Source organism: Sphingobacterium alkalisoli, assembly GCF_005049105.1.
GTDB lineage: Bacteria > Bacteroidota > Bacteroidia > Sphingobacteriales > Sphingobacteriaceae > Sphingobacterium > Sphingobacterium alkalisoli.
This window is the reverse complement of record NZ_SUKA01000001.1, coordinates 892,475-907,810: the sequence shown is the minus strand read 5'-3', so window position 1 is coordinate 907,810 and position 15,336 is coordinate 892,475. Positions and strand designations below refer to the sequence as shown.

Sequence of the window (15,336 nt, the reverse complement as noted above, 5' to 3'; positions counted from 1 at the left end):
CGATGAGCTCGACGCTCGGTTAAAAAGTCAAAACAACAAATCTAATAATCTACGCTTTCAAACGCTCATCCAAGGCGGTTAAAAATCTATCAGCAATCTCTTTTGTGATATTTAGCGCAGGTAATATACGTATTACGTTAGGTTTTGCCTCGCCCGTAAAGATTCTATTCTTTAATAATAAATCTCTTTTTACGGTAGAAAGTTCCTCTGGAAGATCAATGCCAATCATCAATCCTCTACCACGAACTTCTCCAATTCTATCAAACTTCTCCAACTCGGCAATTAAATATGATCCAATTTGAGCCGCATTTTTTAACAAACTGTCCTGTTTGATAACTTCCAAGACAGCAAGAGCAGCTGCACAGGCTAGATGATTACCTCCAAAAGTAGTACCTAGCATACCAAAAGAAGCTTTAAATTTCGGTGCGATAGAAATACCTCCTATAGGAAACCCATTACCCATTCCCTTAGCCATCGAATAGATATCCGCTTCCACCTCTGCGTAATCATGAGAATAAAAGTCTCCAGTACGACCATATCCGCATTGTACAGAATCTGCGATAAAAATTGATCCATACTGATCGCATAATGACCTAATCAATTTCAAAAATGGAATAGAAGCTTCGCGAATACCTCCTACACCTTGAATACCTTCTATAATGACAGCACATATCTCCTCTCCATAGTCTGCAAATGCATTTAATAAGGCCTCATCATCATTAAACGGAAGGAACACAACATTATCCGTCTGGTTTATGGGGGCTAAAATATTTGGATTATCGGTGGCCGCTACAGCCAAAGATGTACGACCGTGAAATGATTTACTAAAAGCCAAAACTTTCTTGCGCCCCGTATAAAAAGACGCCAATTTTAGCGCATTTTCATTAGCTTCAGCACCCGAATTACACAAAAACAAGCTATAATCTTCTTTACCAGACACTTCTCCCAATTCCTGAGCGAGCCTCTGTTGAATAGGGATCTCAATAGAATTAGAGTAAAAACCTATTTTGTTCAATTGAGTTGTCAACGACTCCACGTACCGTGGGTGGGTGTGACCAATAGAAATGACAGCGTGACCACCGTATAAATCCAAATATTCCTTACCTTCTGCATCCCAAAGGGTGGACCCTGAAGCTTTCACAATATTGATTGGATTTATTGGATAAACGTTAAATAAATTCATGAATAAATAATAAAAAGGCGTGTATAGCCGGTTACAAATATAAGTAAGACAAAGCTTAAATAGCTTATCAATAACAAAAAAAGCCTATCATCACTGATGATAGGCCTTTGAATCTTATAGAAAAAATTTAGTCTTTTTTCTCTTCCGTACTAGGAGCTTCTTCAGTTGTCTCCGCTTCTTCAGCGTTCACTTCTTCTGCAGCTTCTATAGGAGCTTCAACGCTCTCAACAGCTTTCTTTTTAGAAGAACCGCGACGTCGAGTAGATTTTTTCTCAGTTTTTGCGGTAGCACCATAAACTTCGTTGTAGTCTACCAACTCTACGAATGCCATTTCAGCGTTGTCACCTAAACGGTTTTCCATTTTGATAATACGCGTATACCCACCTGGACGAGTAGCTACTTTTTCGGAAATTTCGCGAAACAAGATTGTAACCGCGTCTTTGTCTTTCAAATAAGCAAATACCGTACGACGAGAGTGAGTCGTGTCGTTCTTAGACTTTGTGATCAAAGGCTCCACATATTGGCGTAAAGCCTTAGCTTTTGCTAACGTAGTGGTAATACGTTTGTGTTTAATTAATGAAGTCGCCATATTAGCTAACATCGCCTTACGGTGACTGTCAGTGCGGCCTAAGTGGTTTACTTTTTTTCCGTGTCTCATTTTCTAATTTGTTTTGTGCATACCGTCCTTTTTAGATGAAGGATTAATGATCAAAGAACAAGGAAAGATCAACTTAGTCTTTGCTCTTTTTTCTTTCTCCCTCACTCCCTAACAAGGGGAATTATGCATCAGGTCGCTTTATTACTCTATTTATTTACTCTTCGTCCAATTTGTATTTAGACAAATTCATGCCGAATGATAAACCTTTCGATTTAACTAGTTCTTGAATCTCGCTTAGGGATTTTTTACCAAAATTACGAAACTTCAACATATCTGCTACATCATAAGTTACCAACTCTGCTAAAGTACGGATATCAGCCGCTTTAAGACAATTCAATGCACGTACAGAAAGATCTAAATCTACCAATTCAGTTTTCAAGATTTTACGCATATGTAAAATTTCCTCGTCTACTACTTTAGTTTCCTCTTTTGTTTGAGACTCTAACAACATATTCTCATCAGAGAATAACATAAAGTGCTGGATTAAGATCCGAGCTGCCTCTTTCAAAGCTTCTTCAGGGTGAATAGAACCATCCGTAGAAATATCCAACAACAATTTCTCATAGTCGGTTTTTTGTTCTACACGGTAATTCTCAATGGTATATTTCACATTCTTGATCGGAGTGTAAATCGAATCGATAGCGATTACACCTACAAGACCATCAGTTACTTTATTTTCTTCAGCGTTTACATAACCACGACCTTTAGAGACTGACAATTCCACTTCGAGCGTTACCGAAGTTTCCATGTTACAGATAACTAAATCCGGATTCAAAACTGTAAAATTATTAGAAAACTTAGTAATATCACCAGCTTTGAACTGGTCTTGACCATTGATAACTACAAAGACTTTCTCGTTATCCCCCTGTTCACCTGATTTTTTAAAACGTACTTGTTTTAAGTTTAAGATGATTTCGGTTACGTCTTCTACTACACCTTTAATCGTAGAGAATTCGTGCGAGACGCCAGAAAACCTTATCGACGTAATTGCATATCCTTCTAATGAGGACAATAAAATACGGCGCAAAGCATTACCAATAGTTACACCAAAACCTGGCTCTAATGGACGAAATTCGAAAGTACCATCAAAATCTGTTGATTTTTGCATGATTACTTTATCCGGTCTTTGAAATGCTAAAATTGCCATTTATATTCTTTTAATATTTTTTTATAACAATAAGTATTAATAGCATATGCATAATCTAAAATTGAGATTACGCATATATCTATCAGATATTATTTAGAGTATAACTCCACGATTAAGTTCTCTTTAATATTTTCAGGAATATCAGCTCTTTCTGGGAAAGTTACGAATGTACCTGTCAAATTACTTACGTTCCAATCCAACCAACCAAATTTATTGATTGCTCTTCCTGCTACAGATGTGCTGATAGTCTCTAAAGATTGTGAACGTTCGCGAACAGAGATTACATCACCTGGACGCAAACTATATGATGGGATGTTAACTAAATTGCCGTTAACATTAATGTGCTTATGTGAAACTAATTGACGAGCAGCCGAACGAGTGGGAGCAATTCCTAAACGGTATACCACATTATCTAAGCGAGCTTCTAGCAATTTCAAGAAGTTCTCACCTGTGATACCTTGCTTCGCTGACGCCTTTGCAAATAAGTTAGCAAATTGACGCTCTAATACTCCATAGGTATATTTTGCTTTTTGCTTTTCCAACAACTGAATAGCATATTCAGATTGTTTACCTCTTCTCTTTGATGGTCCATGTTGACCAGGAGGATAATTCTTTTTTTCTAACGCTTTATCTGGGCCAAAAATTGGCTCTCTAAATTTACGCGCGATTTTGGACTTAGGTCCGGTATATCTTGCCATTTTTTCTCTCTGTTTGAAGTATCTACCAGTCTATAACTGATGAATCTTATCTTAAACAATAATATTATTAAACTCTTCTGCGTTTTGGAGGACGACAACCGTTGTGAGGAAGTGGTGTAATATCTTTAATGATAGTTACATCAATACCAACATTTTGTAATGTACGAATTGCCGACTCACGTCCTGCACCTGGACCTTTAACAAATACCTCTACTTTACGTAACCCTAAGTCATGAGCAACTTTACCACAGTCATTAGCCGCTTGGGATGCTGCATAGGGAGTATTCTTTTTAGAACCCCTAAAGCCCATTTTACCAGCGCTAGACCATGAAATTGTCTGACCTGAATTGTTTGTCAAAGTAATAATAATGTTGTTAAAGGTAGCGTTGATATGAGCTTGACCAACAGGCTCGATAACTACGATGCGCTTTTTGGTAGCTTTTTTAGTTTTAGCCATTTCTTAAAGATTATTTAGTAGCTTTTTTCTTGTTTGCAACTGTTTTACGTTTACCTTTACGTGTACGCGTATTGTTCTTCGTACGCTGACCACGAACTGGTAAATGTTTACGGTGACGTAAGCCACGATAACAACCAATGTCCATCAAACGTTTGATGTTCAATTGAACTTCTGAACGTAAAGCACCTTCTACTTTGATCTCATCGTTGATGATCGTACGAATAGCAGATAATTGATCATCATCCCACTCTGATACTTTTACGTCTTGACTGATACCTGCCTTCTCTAAGATATAAGCAGCAGTGTTGCGACCAATACCGAAGATATAAGTAAGGCCAATCACACCTCTTTTGTTTTTAGGTAAATCTATACCTGATATCCTTGCCATATACTATTTTAAGCGATTTTGTTAATTAAATTATCCCTGACGTTGTTTGAATTTAGGGTTCTTTTTGTTGATCACAAAAATTTTTCCTTTACGACGGATGATTTTACAATCCGCACTGCGTTTTTTTACTGATGCTCTTACTTTCATTTTACTAATTATTTAAGCTCTATTTGGAGCAAAACCTTATTTATAACGATAAGTTATTCTTCCTTTAGTCAGGTCATAGGGAGACATTTCCAATTTAACCTTATCACCTGGCAAAATTTTGATATAATGCATCCGCATTTTACCAGAAATATGAGCAATAATCTCGTGTCCGTTTTCTAACTCCACACGGAACATTGCATTAGAAAGCGCCTCTCTAATTATACCGTCTTGTTCTATTGAGGCTTGTTTAGCCATATGTCAATTACTAATTTACGTTGTTTAAAGCCTGCACAAACAGGAGTGCAAAGATAAATAAAAAATATTAAAAACCAATTACTTTTTATCCAAAACTTTCTCAACATGTTCAAACGATAGCAAGACATCAGGCCGGCCTTTACGTATTGCAACCATTTGTTCGAAGTGAGCAGATAGCTTACCATCTTGTGTACTTACAGTCCATCCATCATCCCAGAACTTAACCCCGGCCTTGCCAGCATTAATCATTGGTTCGATACAAATTACCAAACCTGGTTCCAATTTAGGACCCGAACCGCGTTTTCCATAGTTGGGTATTTCAGGTTTCTCATGCAAATGAAGCCCCACGCCATGTCCTACTAGTTCGCGAACGATACCAAAATTATACGGATGAATATATTCCTGAATTGCAGAAGAAATATCACCCACACGTTTGCCGGCGACGGCTTGCTCTACGCCTTTATACAAAGCATCCTTTGTAACATCTAATAACTGCTGAGCTTCCGCTGAAATCTCTCCAATACCAAATGTATAAGCCGAGTCACTAATGAACCCTCTAAGATTGACGCCTCCATCTACGGATACTAAATCGCCCTCTTTGATTACATAATCACTTGGAAAACCATGTACCACCTGATCATTCACAGAGATACATAAAGAATACGGAAATCCGTGATAATTCAAGAATGCTGGTGTGCCTCCATGATCATGGATGTAGTCGTACGCCAACTTGTCAAGAAATAATGTAGTAATACCTGGTCTTATTTCAGTTGCAATCTCAGCAAGTAAATGCGAGAGTACATTCGCAGACTCTCGCACTTGCTCAATCTCTTCTTCCGTTTTATAAATTACTTTACTAGACATTAAAGATTAAATAGTAGATTGATCATATCCTTCTACAGCAGCTGCCGAACGGCCTTTCACTCGGCCAGTCTTCATTAACCCATCGTAGTGACGCATTAACAAATGGCTTTCGATCTGCTGTAATGTATCCAAAACTACCCCTACTAAAATCAATAGTGACGTACCTCCGTAAAAGTGCGCAAATTGATTATTAACACCGAATAGACTAGCTATAGCCGGCAGGATGGCAATTATTGCCAAAAAGAAGGCTCCAGGAAATGTAATACGAGAAATGACATTATCAATAAATAGATTTGTATCATATCCCGGTTTGATTCCCGGAATGAATCCTCCATTTTTCTTCATATCTTCAGACATCTGTTGAGGATTAACCATAATAGCAGTGTAGAAGAACGTAAATGCAATAATCAAAATTGCAAAGGTTACATTATACGTCACTGAGGTATAGTTGCTCAAAGAAGTCAAGAAATCCGATTGAATATTTGGAAAAAACTGTGATAAAGACATAGGCAAAAACATAATTGCCTGCGCAAAAATAATAGGCATTACACCCGCGGCATTTACCTTCAACGGAATATATTGACGTACACCGCCTACTTGCTTATTACCTACAATCTTCTTAGCGTACTGCACCGGAATCTTACGTACACCCTGTACGACCAAAATAGTAAAGATCACGACGAAGAATAATGCAATGAACTCTAATAATAGAGGGATAATACCACCACCACTAGGTGCCATACGCGAAGCCCACTCTGCTGTAATACCCGCAGGAAGCTGCGCAATAATGCCCGCCATAATGATTAACGAAATACCGTTACCGATACCTTTGTCAGTGATTTTCTCACCCAACCACATCACAAACAGCGTACCTGCAGTCAAAACTACAGCAGAAAGAATAGTAAACATTGGGTCAGCAATTGTTTTGGCAGCTGGCTCAATTTGTGTTCTTACGTAAGCTATCGCTTGTACCAAGGTAATAGCTAATGTAAGGTAACGTGTAATCTGTGTCATCTTTTTACGACCAGACTCACCTTCTTTTTGCATTTTTTGAAAAGCAGGAACTGCAATTCCCAATAACTGTACAACGATAGATGCAGAAATGTAAGGCATTACACCGAGAGCAAAGATAGCTGAACGGGAGAATGATCCTCCAGCAAACATATCCAATAGACCTAGAAGGCCTTCTTTTTGCCCAGTAACTAACGCATCTGGATTGACACCTGGCAATACCACGTGACATCCAACACGATAGATGAGAAGAAAAAGTAAGGTATTTAAAATACGCTTACGTAAATCTTCGATCTTCCATATATTGGTTAAGGTTGTGATTAGTTTCTTCATGTATTAAAGTTTAACGATAGAACCACCTGCAGCCTCAATTGCCTTTTGTGCGGAAGCTGAAAATGCATGTGCTTTAACTTCTACTTTAGCCGTAAATTCGCCACGACCCAATACTTTCACCAAGTCATTTTTAGAAACTAAACCATGAACTTTTAATGTATCAAAATCAATAGTTGTTAAATTAAATTTCTCAATAAGAGCTTGTAATACATCTAAATTAACACCGTTGTATTCAACACGGTTGATGTTCTTGAAACCAAATTTAGGGACCCGACGTTGTAAAGGCATTTGACCTCCTTCGAAACCAATTTTTGCGCTGTTACCAGAACGAGAACCTGCCCCTTTGTGACCACGTGTTGAAGTACCACCACGGCCAGAACCTTGACCACGACCAATACGCTTTTTGCTTTTTGTTGAACCAGCTGCTGGTCTTAAATTACTTAAGTTCATTCTAAACTAAGATTATGTTGCGCCTTCGCTTTCACTAAACAGGACACAACGATTAACAATTTGATAATTAACAACTAATGGAGAAGGTAGACTATACCTTCTCCTTAGTATATTTTAGATAGTCTCTACAGCTACCAAATGGTTTACTTTACGTACCATACCGATAATAGCCGGGGTAGCTTCAACTTCTACTGAGTGATTCAATTTTCTTAAACCTAATGCCTCAATAGTTTTCTTTTGGCGCTCGCTTCTGTCGATAACGCTCTTTATCTGGGTGATTTTGATCTTTGCCATGATAATTAACCGTTAAATACTTTGTTTAAATCGACACCACGTTGTTGAGCTACCGTATATGCGTCACGCATACTTGATAAAGCGTCAACGGTTGCTTTAACCACGTTATGTGGGTTCGACGATCCTAATGATTTAGCTAGTACGTCTTTGATACCAGCAGACTCCAATACTGCGCGCATAGCACCGCCGGCTAATACTCCTGTACCGTGTACCGCTGGTTTAATCAATACAGATCCACCAGAATACTTACCATATTGCTCGTGAGGGACAGTACCATTAATAATAGGAACTTTGACTAAGTTCTTTTTAGCATCATCGATACCTTTGGTAATTGCCTCTGTGACCTCTTTTGCTTTACCTAGGCCATACCCAACGATACCGTTTTCATCACCAACAACTACTATAGCTGAGAAACTAAATGTACGACCACCTTTAGTTACTTTAGCTACGCGTTGGATGCTTACTAAGCGATCTTTTAACTCAATTTCGCTTGATTTCACTCTCTTTATATTGCTTAATGCCATTTCTATATTGATTAAAAGTCTAAACCGCCTTCGCGAGCACCTTCAGCCAATGATTTAATACGGCCATGGTATAAGTACCCATTACGATCGAAAACTACTTTGCTAATACCTGCTGCTACAGCTTTCTCCGCTACTAATTTACCTACTGCTTTAGATTGCTCCACTTTGTTACCTGCAGCTGCAAAATCCTTTGAAATGCTAGAAGCAGATACTAAAGTTTTTCCAGTTGTATCATCGATAATCTGAGCGTAGATACCTTTATTACTTCTAAAAACTGATAAACGTGGACGTTCAACTGATCCAGTCAGGTTCTTTCTTATTCCCTTTTTAATTCGCTCTCTGCGATTTGTTTTACTTCCTGCCATGGTTATTATTTTTTAGCTGATTTACCTGCTTTTCTTCTCAATACTTCACCTGCAAATTTAACACCTTTACCTTTGTATGGCTCTGGTTTACGGAAGCCACGGATTTTCGCCGCTACTTGACCAATTAATTGCTTGTCAATAGATTCTAAAGTGATAGTAGGATTTTTACCTTTATCAGCAGTTGTTGTAATTTTAATTTCCTTTGGCAATACGAAAACAATCTGGTGAGAGAAACCTAATGTTAACTCTAACGTATTACCAGTGTTTGAAGCTCGGTAACCTACACCAACTAATTCCTGCGTAGTTTTGTAACCTTCTGTTACCCCTACAACCATATTATTAATCAATGCGCGGTACAATCCGTGTAATGCTTTGTGCTTTTTTTGCTCAGTAGGACGACTTACTACGATGTTTCCATCTTCTTCTTTTACTGTAATGTCGCTGTCTACTTGCTGCGTTAATTCACCTTTAGGGCCTTTCACTGTTACCAGATTCTTATCCGATACAGCTATCGATACTCCTGAAGGGATAGCGATGGGCGCTTTTCCAATTCTTGACATCTCTTTGTGTGTTTTTTCCTAGATTAATAAACGTAACATAAAACTTCGCCACCTACGTTTTGTAAGCGAGCTTCCTTATCTGTCATAACACCTTTCGATGTAGACAAGACAGCAATACCCAAACCATTCAAAACGCGAGGTAGGTTGTCAACACTTGCATATTTTCTTAAACCAGGTTTACTCACACGAGTCATTGTGCGAATAGCCGGTACTTTGCTAATTGGATTGTACTTCAAAGCAATCTTGATCGAACCCTGTGGTCCTTCTTCGATGAACTTGTAATTAGCAATGTAACCTTTATCAAAAAGAACTTTGGTAATTTCTTTCTTTAGGTTCGATGCAGGAATTTCAACAACCCGGTGGTTGGCCTTAATGGCATTCCTTACTCGTGTAAGGTAATCCGCTATTGGATCTGTATTCATTATGTAATATAAAATTTGGATAATGGTTTCTTTGGCTAACCTAAGCCTTTGACCTACTATCTGTTAATAAAATTTGCAAAGAAAACCTGCTTGAACTACCGTTAAAAAACAAAACATAGCTCATGCAAGCTTCACATTACCATTAAAATAAAAACTACCTATGACGAGCTTCTTTATGCAATTGAACTTCGACACTCAATAAATAATTATTTCAATTAAAAAACCCGATAAACCGTTTTTTCAGGCTTATCCGGGCAAAAGTAAATATTTTTTTTAAATTACCAAGAAGCTTTTTTCACTCCCGGGATTTTTCCATCTAATGCCATCTCCCGGAATGTAACACGAGAGATCCCAAATTGACGCATATATCCTTTAGGACGCCCAGTTAATTTACAACGGTTGTGTAAACGTACAGGGGAAGCATTCTTCGGTAATTTGTCTAAACCTACATAGTCACCCGCTTCTTTTAAAGCCGCACGTTTTTCTGCAAATTTAGCTACCAGTTTTTGACGCTTTACTTCGCGTGCTTTTAATCCTTCTTTAGCCATTGTTATTCGAATTTTGATTTTTGAACGGTAAACCGAATTGCTTTAATAACTCCAACGCTTCAATATCATTACCTGCTGAAGTTACGAATGTAATATCCATACCTTGAATTTTATTGATTTTGTCAATGTTAATCTCAGGGAAGATAATTTGTTCCGTAATACCTAAGTTATAATTACCTCTTCCGTCAAATCCTTTGTCATTGATACCACGAAAGTCACGGATACGAGGCAAAGATACTGCGATCAAACGGTCAAGAAATTCATACATATTGTTATCACGTAACGTTACGCGAGCTCCAATTGGCATACCCTTACGCAATTTGAAATTCGAAATATCTTTTTTCGATTTAGTAGCAACAGCTTGTTGACCTGTAATCAACGTTAATTCTGAAATTGCATTATCAATTAATTTCTTATCAGCTGTGGCAGCTCCAATACCTTGTGATACGACAATTTTCTCCAGTTTTGGAACTTGCATAACACTTTTATACTGAAATTTTTCTTTAAGCGTTGTACGGATTTCTTCCGCATATTTCGCTTTTAATCTTGGTACGTAAGTCATTATTTAATCTCCTCCCCTGATTTTTTTGCGTAACGAACTATTTTACCATCTGCATTCACTTTGCGTCCTATACGTGTTGTTTCACCCGTTTTAGGATCAATTAAAGCTAAATTTGAGATGTTGATAGCAGCCTCTTTCTCAATGATACCACCATTAGGATTAGCCGCACTTGGTTTAGTGTGTTTTTTCACGATGTTAGCGCCTTCTACGATAGCTCTGTTTGCATCCACTAAAATTTGCAATACTTTTCCTTGCACACCTTTAGAGTTACCAGCGATAACTTTCACTAAATCACCTTTTTTAATCTTGATTTTGTGAGTTGTTGTTGTTTTCTGTGCCATAATTATAAAACCTCCGGTGCTAGTGATACAATTTTCATGAACTGCTTCTCACGTAATTCTCTTGCAACTGGGCCAAAGATACGCGTTCCACGTGGTTCATCGTTGTTATTTAATAATACTGCCGCATTGTCATCGAAACGAATGTAAGAACCATCTTTACGACGTATCTCCTTTTTCGTACGTACAACGACTGCTTTAGAAACTGATCCCTTTTTGACGTTTCCAGAAGGTAAAGCGCTCTTAACGGTAACAACAATTTTATCACCGATAGATGCATAACGCTTACGCGTACCACCCAATACACGGATTACTAAAACTTCTTTAGCTCCGCTATTGTCAGCCACATTTAGTCTTGATTCTTGTTGTACCATGTTATTTAGCTCTTTCTAAAATTTCAACTAATCTCCAGTTCTTTGTCTTACTCAGCGGACGTGTTTCCATGATTAATACCGTATCGCCGATACCGCAGGTATTAGTTTCGTCATGAGCTTTGAATTTAGTAGTTTTCTTAACGAATTTGCCATAGATCGGATGTTTTACTTTACGTTCAACAGTCACTACAATGGATTTATCCATTTTGTTGCTAACTACTAAGCCGATTCTTGTTTTTCTTAATTTTCTTTCCATTTCGACTTAATTTTATGCCTCAGAGGCTGTTTCAGATTTTTCAGCATTCTTACGTTTCGTGATCTCAGTGGAGATACGAGCGATAGACTTGCGAGCTGCTTTAAGAACGTTTGGATTCTCAATAGCAGAAACAGCATGGGCAAATTTCAATTTGTTAAGGGCAGTCTTCTCTTCTACAAGACGAGCTACTAAATCCTCTTTTGATAATTCTACGATTTCTGAATTTTTCATCATTATTAATTTTTGACTGATCCCGATGAAACCTTCTCGACTACTCGAATGATTTCATTTTCAGTTTCAGTTAATGTTGGGTTATCAATTCTGCTTATATAACGCCTTACGGGTAACGGCCGTAAGGCTTAAACTATTGACATTACCAAACTCTATTATTATGCTTCTACGTAATCTCTACGTATTACAAACTTAGTTTGAACCGGCAATTTTTGAGCTGCAAGGCGCAATGCTTCTTTAGCTACTTCTAAAGGCACCCCTTCTGCTTCAAATAACATACGGCCTGGGCGTACTACTGCAACCCAGTATTCTGGAGCACCTTTACCTTTACCCATACGTACCTCTGCAGGTTTTTTCGTAACAGGTTTATCAGGGAAGATACGGATCCACACTTGGCCTTCACGCTTCATGAAACGTGTAACGGCGATACGAGCTGCCTCGATCTGACGGCTAGTGATCCATGCTTGCTCCAATGTTTTGATACCGAAAGAACCGAAAGCTAACTCCGCTCCACGAGAAGCGTTACCTTTCATACGGCCTTTCTGCATCTTTCTGAACTTCGTTCTTTTTGGCTGTAACATGTTCGTATTTATTATAATCTGTTAATACAGATATTTTAAAATCTAAATTATTTAATTACCCTCTTTTTGCTCCACCACGGCTACCACCACGATTGTTGTTTGTGTTGTTGTCACGACGACCTCCTCGGTTACCTCCACCGCGGTTATCACGACGATCAACACCACCACCTTCATTACCACCGCGTGATTTTACGCCTGAAGTTTGACCAATGTTTGGAGACAAGTCACGCTTACCATAAACTTCACCTTTACATATCCAAACTTTGACACCAATCTTACCGTAGGTAGTTAATGCTTCCACTAAAGCATAGTCAATATCAGCACGCAATGTGTGTAAAGGAGTTCTTCCTTCTTTGTACTGCTCAGTACGCGCCATTTCAGCACCACCTAAACGGCCAGAACACATAATTTTGATTCCTTCTGCGCCCATACGCATAGTAGAAGCTATTGATGTTTTCATTGCACGACGGAATGAAATACGCGCTTCTAATTGTTTAGCAACGCCTTCGGCTACTAATTTAGCATCAAGTTCAGGACGTTTGATCTCGAAAATATTGATTTGAACATCTTTCTTGGTCAATTTCTTCAATTCTTCTTTGATCTTGTCAACTTCCTGACCTCCCTTACCGATAACGATACCCGGACGAGCTGTATGGATAGTAACTGTGATGCGTTTCAACGTTCTTTCAATAACAACTTTTGCTACACCACCTTTCGCAATACGCACAGAAAGATATTTTCTGATTTTCTCATCTTCAACTAATTTATCGGAATAGTTTTTTCCTCCGAACCAATTAGAGTCCCATCCTTTGATGATCCCTAATCTGCTACCTATTGGATTTGCTTTTTGTCCCATTCTATAATAAATTAGTTGTTAACGTTTAAACTATCTACTACCAACGTCACGTGGTTAGAACGCTTGCGAATTCTATATCCACGACCCTGTGGAGCCGGACGTAATCTTTTTAATTGACGGCCTCCACCTACTGACACCTCTTTCACAAATAAAGCAGAATTCTCTAATGAAGTACCTTCATTTTCAGTTTCCCAGTTTTTGATCGCTGATAATAATAATTTTTCAACACGACCAGCAGCTTCTTTACTTGAGTGCTTAAGAATGTATAATGCATTTTCCACTTTTTCGCCACGGATTAGATCCACGACTAAACGCATTTTGCGAGGTGAAGTAGGGCAGTTCAATAACTTGGCAGTAGAAGCTCCTCCTACTTGAGCTTTTTCCTGCTCTTTGCGCTGTCTAATTAAGACAGATTTTTTGAGTTTTTTTGTTGCTTCCATTACCTATTATTTTTTCTTTTCTGCGTGGCCTCTGAATGTACGCGTAGGCGCGAATTCTCCAAGCTTGTGACCTACCATATTCTCTGTTACATAAACCGGAATAAATTTATTCCCATTGTGCACTGCGAAGGTGTGGCCAACAAAATCAGGGGAAATCATAGATCTACGAGACCATGTTTTGATAACTGACTTTTTGTTAGTTTCATTCATAGAAAGAACTTTTCTCTCTAAGTTGTGATCGATATAAGGACCTTTTTTAATTGAACGAGCCATTATTTTTTCCTTCTCTCAATGATGTAACGATTTGATATTTTCTTCTTCGAACGGGTCTTAAAGCCTTTAGCTAATACACCTGTACGTGAACGAGGATGACCTCCTGAAGTACGACCTTCACCACCTCCCATAGGGTGATCTACCGGGTTCATAGCTACTCCACGTACACGAGGACGACGACCTAACCAGCGATTGCGTCCTGCTTTACCTAAAACTTGAATAGATTTTTCAGCATTCGATACGGAACCGATAGTAGCAACACATGTCAATAAGATCATACGTGTCTCACTCGACGGTAATTTAATGATTGCATACTTACCATCACGTGCCGACAATTGCGCATATGTACCAGCCGAACGTGCAATCGAGCCTCCTTGACCTGGGTTCAATTCTATATTATGAATAATAGAACCTAAAGGAATGTTAGCTAATGGTAACGTATTACCTACTTCTGGGGCAACTTTGTCACCTGCGACAACAGTTTGGCCTACTACAAGACCAGTTGGAGCAATAATGTAACGTTTCTCACCATCTGCATAGTGCAATAATGCAATACGTGCAGTACGGTTTGGATCGTATTCAATCGTTGCTACTGTTGCGGGGATATCTTTTTTATCGCGTTTGAAATCTATCAATCGGTATGATTTTTTATGTCCCCCACCGAGATAACGCATAGTCATTTTACCGGAATTATTACGACCGCCTGATTTCTTGATTTTTACTACCAACGATTTTTCAGGAACGTTAGTTGTAACATCAGAGTAGTCTGCACCTACTCTGAAACGAGTACCAGGGGTTACCGGTTTGAATCTTTTAACTGCCATTCTATTTATATAACACTGTAAAAGTCAATAGTTTCACCGTCCTTAATTGTAATGACGGCCTTTTTATATTTAGGAGCTCTTCCAGATACAAAACCCGCTTTCGTGTAGCGACTCTTTGCTTTACCAGCCACTACTGCTGTATTCACTGCTAACACTGTAACACCGAACATCTCCTCAATAGCTGATTTAATCTGAATTTTGTTGGCTCTGTGATCTACTTTGAAAGCATAACGGTTTAATTTCTCCGTCATTATTGAAGCTTTCTCAGTTAAGATAGGTTTTTTAATAATTTCCATA

The 15,336-nt window shown here is 38.5% G+C and carries 28 protein-coding genes; all 28 read right to left on the bottom strand.

Annotation, left to right across the window (positions count from 1 at the left end; translation table 11 throughout):
- Window positions 1–49: 49 nt before the first annotated feature.
- Entirely contained in the window at window positions 50–1,183 is a 1,134-nt protein-coding gene (locus FAZ19_RS03440) for an aspartate aminotransferase family protein (RefSeq protein ID WP_136819185.1), read from the bottom strand.
- Window positions 1,184–1,310: 127 nt separating this feature from the next.
- Window positions 1,311–1,841 carry a 50S ribosomal protein L17 gene (rplQ, locus tag FAZ19_RS03435; protein WP_136819184.1) on the bottom strand — a complete coding sequence of 177 codons (531 nt, stop codon included), beginning with the start codon at window positions 1,839–1,841 and terminating at the stop codon, window positions 1,311–1,313.
- Window positions 1,842–1,995: 154 nt separating this feature from the next.
- Complete coding sequence (locus FAZ19_RS03430) at window positions 1,996–2,988, bottom strand: DNA-directed RNA polymerase subunit alpha (protein WP_136819183.1); 993 nt, start codon at window positions 2,986–2,988, stop codon at window positions 1,996–1,998.
- 89 nt (window positions 2,989–3,077) lie between these two features.
- Window positions 3,078–3,686, bottom strand: a complete 609-nt coding sequence (gene rpsD / locus FAZ19_RS03425; protein WP_136819182.1) for a 30S ribosomal protein S4 — start codon at window positions 3,684–3,686, stop codon at window positions 3,078–3,080.
- Window positions 3,687–3,753: 67 nt separating this feature from the next.
- Window positions 3,754–4,143: a 30S ribosomal protein S11 gene (gene rpsK, locus FAZ19_RS03420; protein ID WP_136819181.1), complete on the bottom strand. Its 390-nt coding sequence runs from the start codon at window positions 4,141–4,143 to the stop codon at window positions 3,754–3,756.
- A gap of 10 nt (window positions 4,144–4,153) precedes the next feature.
- Window positions 4,154–4,531: a 30S ribosomal protein S13 gene (gene rpsM / locus FAZ19_RS03415; protein ID WP_136819180.1), complete on the bottom strand. Its 378-nt coding sequence runs from the start codon at window positions 4,529–4,531 to the stop codon at window positions 4,154–4,156.
- A gap of 30 nt (window positions 4,532–4,561) precedes the next feature.
- Window positions 4,562–4,678 (bottom strand): type B 50S ribosomal protein L36, encoded by a 117-nt coding sequence (gene ykgO / locus FAZ19_RS03410; protein WP_021071232.1) that lies wholly within the window; start codon window positions 4,676–4,678, stop codon window positions 4,562–4,564.
- A 36-nt stretch (window positions 4,679–4,714) separates the two neighbouring features.
- The gene (infA, locus tag FAZ19_RS03405) at window positions 4,715–4,933 is read right to left on the bottom strand and encodes a translation initiation factor IF-1 (protein ID WP_002997456.1); all 219 of its coding nucleotides are present in this window, start codon (window positions 4,931–4,933) and stop codon (window positions 4,715–4,717) included.
- Window positions 4,934–5,011: 78 nt separating this feature from the next.
- Window positions 5,012–5,797, bottom strand: coding sequence for a type I methionyl aminopeptidase (map, locus tag FAZ19_RS03400; protein ID WP_136819179.1), 786 nt, complete (start codon window positions 5,795–5,797; stop codon window positions 5,012–5,014).
- Between the two features lie 6 nt (window positions 5,798–5,803).
- Complete coding sequence (gene secY / locus FAZ19_RS03395; protein ID WP_136819178.1) at window positions 5,804–7,141, bottom strand: preprotein translocase subunit SecY; 1,338 nt, start codon at window positions 7,139–7,141, stop codon at window positions 5,804–5,806.
- 3 nt (window positions 7,142–7,144) lie between these two features.
- Window positions 7,145–7,591 carry a 50S ribosomal protein L15 gene (rplO, locus tag FAZ19_RS03390; RefSeq protein ID WP_136819177.1) on the bottom strand — a complete coding sequence of 149 codons (447 nt, stop codon included), beginning with the start codon at window positions 7,589–7,591 and terminating at the stop codon, window positions 7,145–7,147.
- Window positions 7,592–7,705: 114 nt separating this feature from the next.
- Window positions 7,706–7,885 (bottom strand): 50S ribosomal protein L30, encoded by a 180-nt coding sequence (rpmD, locus tag FAZ19_RS03385; RefSeq protein WP_136819176.1) that lies wholly within the window; start codon window positions 7,883–7,885, stop codon window positions 7,706–7,708.
- A gap of 5 nt (window positions 7,886–7,890) precedes the next feature.
- Entirely contained in the window at window positions 7,891–8,409 is a 519-nt protein-coding gene (rpsE, locus tag FAZ19_RS03380) for a 30S ribosomal protein S5 (RefSeq protein WP_136819175.1), read from the bottom strand.
- An 11-nt stretch (window positions 8,410–8,420) separates the two neighbouring features.
- Window positions 8,421–8,774, bottom strand: coding sequence for a 50S ribosomal protein L18 (gene rplR / locus FAZ19_RS03375; protein WP_136819174.1), 354 nt, complete (start codon window positions 8,772–8,774; stop codon window positions 8,421–8,423).
- A 5-nt stretch (window positions 8,775–8,779) separates the two neighbouring features.
- Entirely contained in the window at window positions 8,780–9,334 is a 555-nt protein-coding gene (rplF, locus tag FAZ19_RS03370; protein WP_136819173.1) for a 50S ribosomal protein L6, read from the bottom strand.
- 23 nt (window positions 9,335–9,357) lie between these two features.
- Window positions 9,358–9,756, bottom strand: coding sequence for a 30S ribosomal protein S8 (gene rpsH, locus FAZ19_RS03365; RefSeq protein WP_136819172.1), 399 nt, complete (start codon window positions 9,754–9,756; stop codon window positions 9,358–9,360).
- A 278-nt stretch (window positions 9,757–10,034) separates the two neighbouring features.
- On the bottom strand, window positions 10,035–10,304 hold the full coding sequence (gene rpsN / locus FAZ19_RS03360) for a 30S ribosomal protein S14 (RefSeq protein ID WP_136819171.1): 270 nt from the start codon (window positions 10,302–10,304) through the stop codon (window positions 10,035–10,037).
- Window positions 10,297–10,866: a 50S ribosomal protein L5 gene (gene rplE, locus FAZ19_RS03355; RefSeq protein WP_136819170.1), complete on the bottom strand. Its 570-nt coding sequence runs from the start codon at window positions 10,864–10,866 to the stop codon at window positions 10,297–10,299. Before rplE ends, rpsN begins: the two co-directional genes overlap by 8 nt.
- On the bottom strand, window positions 10,866–11,207 hold the full coding sequence (gene rplX / locus FAZ19_RS03350) for a 50S ribosomal protein L24 (RefSeq protein ID WP_136819169.1): 342 nt from the start codon (window positions 11,205–11,207) through the stop codon (window positions 10,866–10,868). Before rplX ends, rplE begins: the two co-directional genes overlap by 1 nt.
- A gap of 2 nt (window positions 11,208–11,209) precedes the next feature.
- A complete protein-coding gene (gene rplN / locus FAZ19_RS03345) occupies window positions 11,210–11,578 on the bottom strand; it encodes a 50S ribosomal protein L14 (RefSeq protein ID WP_002997484.1) in 369 nt (122 codons plus the stop codon).
- Between the two features lies 1 nt (window position 11,579).
- The gene (gene rpsQ, locus FAZ19_RS03340; protein ID WP_037498947.1) at window positions 11,580–11,834 is read right to left on the bottom strand and encodes a 30S ribosomal protein S17; all 255 of its coding nucleotides are present in this window, start codon (window positions 11,832–11,834) and stop codon (window positions 11,580–11,582) included.
- A gap of 12 nt (window positions 11,835–11,846) precedes the next feature.
- Window positions 11,847–12,065: a 50S ribosomal protein L29 gene (rpmC, locus tag FAZ19_RS03335; protein WP_136819748.1), complete on the bottom strand. Its 219-nt coding sequence runs from the start codon at window positions 12,063–12,065 to the stop codon at window positions 11,847–11,849.
- 158 nt (window positions 12,066–12,223) lie between these two features.
- The gene (gene rplP / locus FAZ19_RS03330; RefSeq protein ID WP_136819168.1) at window positions 12,224–12,646 is read right to left on the bottom strand and encodes a 50S ribosomal protein L16; all 423 of its coding nucleotides are present in this window, start codon (window positions 12,644–12,646) and stop codon (window positions 12,224–12,226) included.
- Window positions 12,647–12,701: 55 nt separating this feature from the next.
- Complete coding sequence (gene rpsC, locus FAZ19_RS03325; RefSeq protein WP_136819167.1) at window positions 12,702–13,502, bottom strand: 30S ribosomal protein S3; 801 nt, start codon at window positions 13,500–13,502, stop codon at window positions 12,702–12,704.
- Window positions 13,503–13,513: 11 nt separating this feature from the next.
- The gene (gene rplV, locus FAZ19_RS03320; protein ID WP_136819166.1) at window positions 13,514–13,942 is read right to left on the bottom strand and encodes a 50S ribosomal protein L22; all 429 of its coding nucleotides are present in this window, start codon (window positions 13,940–13,942) and stop codon (window positions 13,514–13,516) included.
- A gap of 6 nt (window positions 13,943–13,948) precedes the next feature.
- Window positions 13,949–14,215, bottom strand: coding sequence for a 30S ribosomal protein S19 (rpsS, locus tag FAZ19_RS03315; RefSeq protein WP_002997495.1), 267 nt, complete (start codon window positions 14,213–14,215; stop codon window positions 13,949–13,951).
- On the bottom strand, window positions 14,215–15,039 hold the full coding sequence (rplB, locus tag FAZ19_RS03310) for a 50S ribosomal protein L2 (protein ID WP_136819165.1): 825 nt from the start codon (window positions 15,037–15,039) through the stop codon (window positions 14,215–14,217). Before rplB ends, rpsS begins: the two co-directional genes overlap by 1 nt.
- Window positions 15,040–15,044: 5 nt before the next feature.
- Window positions 15,045–15,335: a 50S ribosomal protein L23 gene (gene rplW / locus FAZ19_RS03305; RefSeq protein WP_136819164.1), complete on the bottom strand. Its 291-nt coding sequence runs from the start codon at window positions 15,333–15,335 to the stop codon at window positions 15,045–15,047.
- Window position 15,336 lies beyond the last annotated feature (1 nt).

Coding starts and splice junctions, on each gene's coding strand:
- FAZ19_RS03440 (WP_136819185.1), bottom strand. CDS start 1,183: ATGAATTTATTTAACGTTTATCCAATAAATCCAATCAATATTGTGAAA.
- rplQ (WP_136819184.1), bottom strand. CDS start 1,841: ATGAGACACGGAAAAAAAGTAAACCACTTAGGCCGCACTGACAGTCAC.
- FAZ19_RS03430 (WP_136819183.1), bottom strand. CDS start 2,988: ATGGCAATTTTAGCATTTCAAAGACCGGATAAAGTAATCATGCAAAAA.
- rpsD (WP_136819182.1), bottom strand. CDS start 3,686: ATGGCAAGATATACCGGACCTAAGTCCAAAATCGCGCGTAAATTTAGA.
- rpsK (WP_136819181.1), bottom strand. CDS start 4,143: ATGGCTAAAACTAAAAAAGCTACCAAAAAGCGCATCGTAGTTATCGAG.
- rpsM (WP_136819180.1), bottom strand. CDS start 4,531: ATGGCAAGGATATCAGGTATAGATTTACCTAAAAACAAAAGAGGTGTG.
- ykgO (WP_021071232.1), bottom strand. CDS start 4,678: ATGAAAGTAAGAGCATCAGTAAAAAAACGCAGTGCGGATTGTAAAATC.
- infA (WP_002997456.1), bottom strand. CDS start 4,933: ATGGCTAAACAAGCCTCAATAGAACAAGACGGTATAATTAGAGAGGCG.
- map (WP_136819179.1), bottom strand. CDS start 5,797: ATGTCTAGTAAAGTAATTTATAAAACGGAAGAAGAGATTGAGCAAGTG.
- secY (WP_136819178.1), bottom strand. CDS start 7,141: ATGAAGAAACTAATCACAACCTTAACCAATATATGGAAGATCGAAGAT.
- rplO (WP_136819177.1), bottom strand. CDS start 7,591: ATGAACTTAAGTAATTTAAGACCAGCAGCTGGTTCAACAAAAAGCAAA.
- rpmD (WP_136819176.1), bottom strand. CDS start 7,885: ATGGCAAAGATCAAAATCACCCAGATAAAGAGCGTTATCGACAGAAGC.
- rpsE (WP_136819175.1), bottom strand. CDS start 8,409: ATGGCATTAAGCAATATAAAGAGAGTGAAATCAAGCGAAATTGAGTTA.
- rplR (WP_136819174.1), bottom strand. CDS start 8,774: ATGGCAGGAAGTAAAACAAATCGCAGAGAGCGAATTAAAAAGGGAATA.
- rplF (WP_136819173.1), bottom strand. CDS start 9,334: ATGTCAAGAATTGGAAAAGCGCCCATCGCTATCCCTTCAGGAGTATCG.
- rpsH (WP_136819172.1), bottom strand. CDS start 9,756: ATGAATACAGATCCAATAGCGGATTACCTTACACGAGTAAGGAATGCC.
- rpsN (WP_136819171.1), bottom strand. CDS start 10,304: ATGGCTAAAGAAGGATTAAAAGCACGCGAAGTAAAGCGTCAAAAACTG.
- rplE (WP_136819170.1), bottom strand. CDS start 10,866: ATGACTTACGTACCAAGATTAAAAGCGAAATATGCGGAAGAAATCCGT.
- rplX (WP_136819169.1), bottom strand. CDS start 11,207: ATGGCACAGAAAACAACAACAACTCACAAAATCAAGATTAAAAAAGGT.
- rplN (WP_002997484.1), bottom strand. CDS start 11,578: ATGGTACAACAAGAATCAAGACTAAATGTGGCTGACAATAGCGGAGCT.
- rpsQ (WP_037498947.1), bottom strand. CDS start 11,834: ATGGAAAGAAAATTAAGAAAAACAAGAATCGGCTTAGTAGTTAGCAAC.
- rpmC (WP_136819748.1), bottom strand. CDS start 12,065: ATGAAAAATTCAGAAATCGTAGAATTATCAAAAGAGGATTTAGTAGCT.
- rplP (WP_136819168.1), bottom strand. CDS start 12,646: ATGTTACAGCCAAAAAGAACGAAGTTCAGAAAGATGCAGAAAGGCCGT.
- rpsC (WP_136819167.1), bottom strand. CDS start 13,502: ATGGGACAAAAAGCAAATCCAATAGGTAGCAGATTAGGGATCATCAAA.
- rplV (WP_136819166.1), bottom strand. CDS start 13,942: ATGGAAGCAACAAAAAAACTCAAAAAATCTGTCTTAATTAGACAGCGC.
- rpsS (WP_002997495.1), bottom strand. CDS start 14,215: ATGGCTCGTTCAATTAAAAAAGGTCCTTATATCGATCACAACTTAGAG.
- rplB (WP_136819165.1), bottom strand. CDS start 15,039: ATGGCAGTTAAAAGATTCAAACCGGTAACCCCTGGTACTCGTTTCAGA.
- rplW (WP_136819164.1), bottom strand. CDS start 15,335: ATGGAAATTATTAAAAAACCTATCTTAACTGAGAAAGCTTCAATAATG.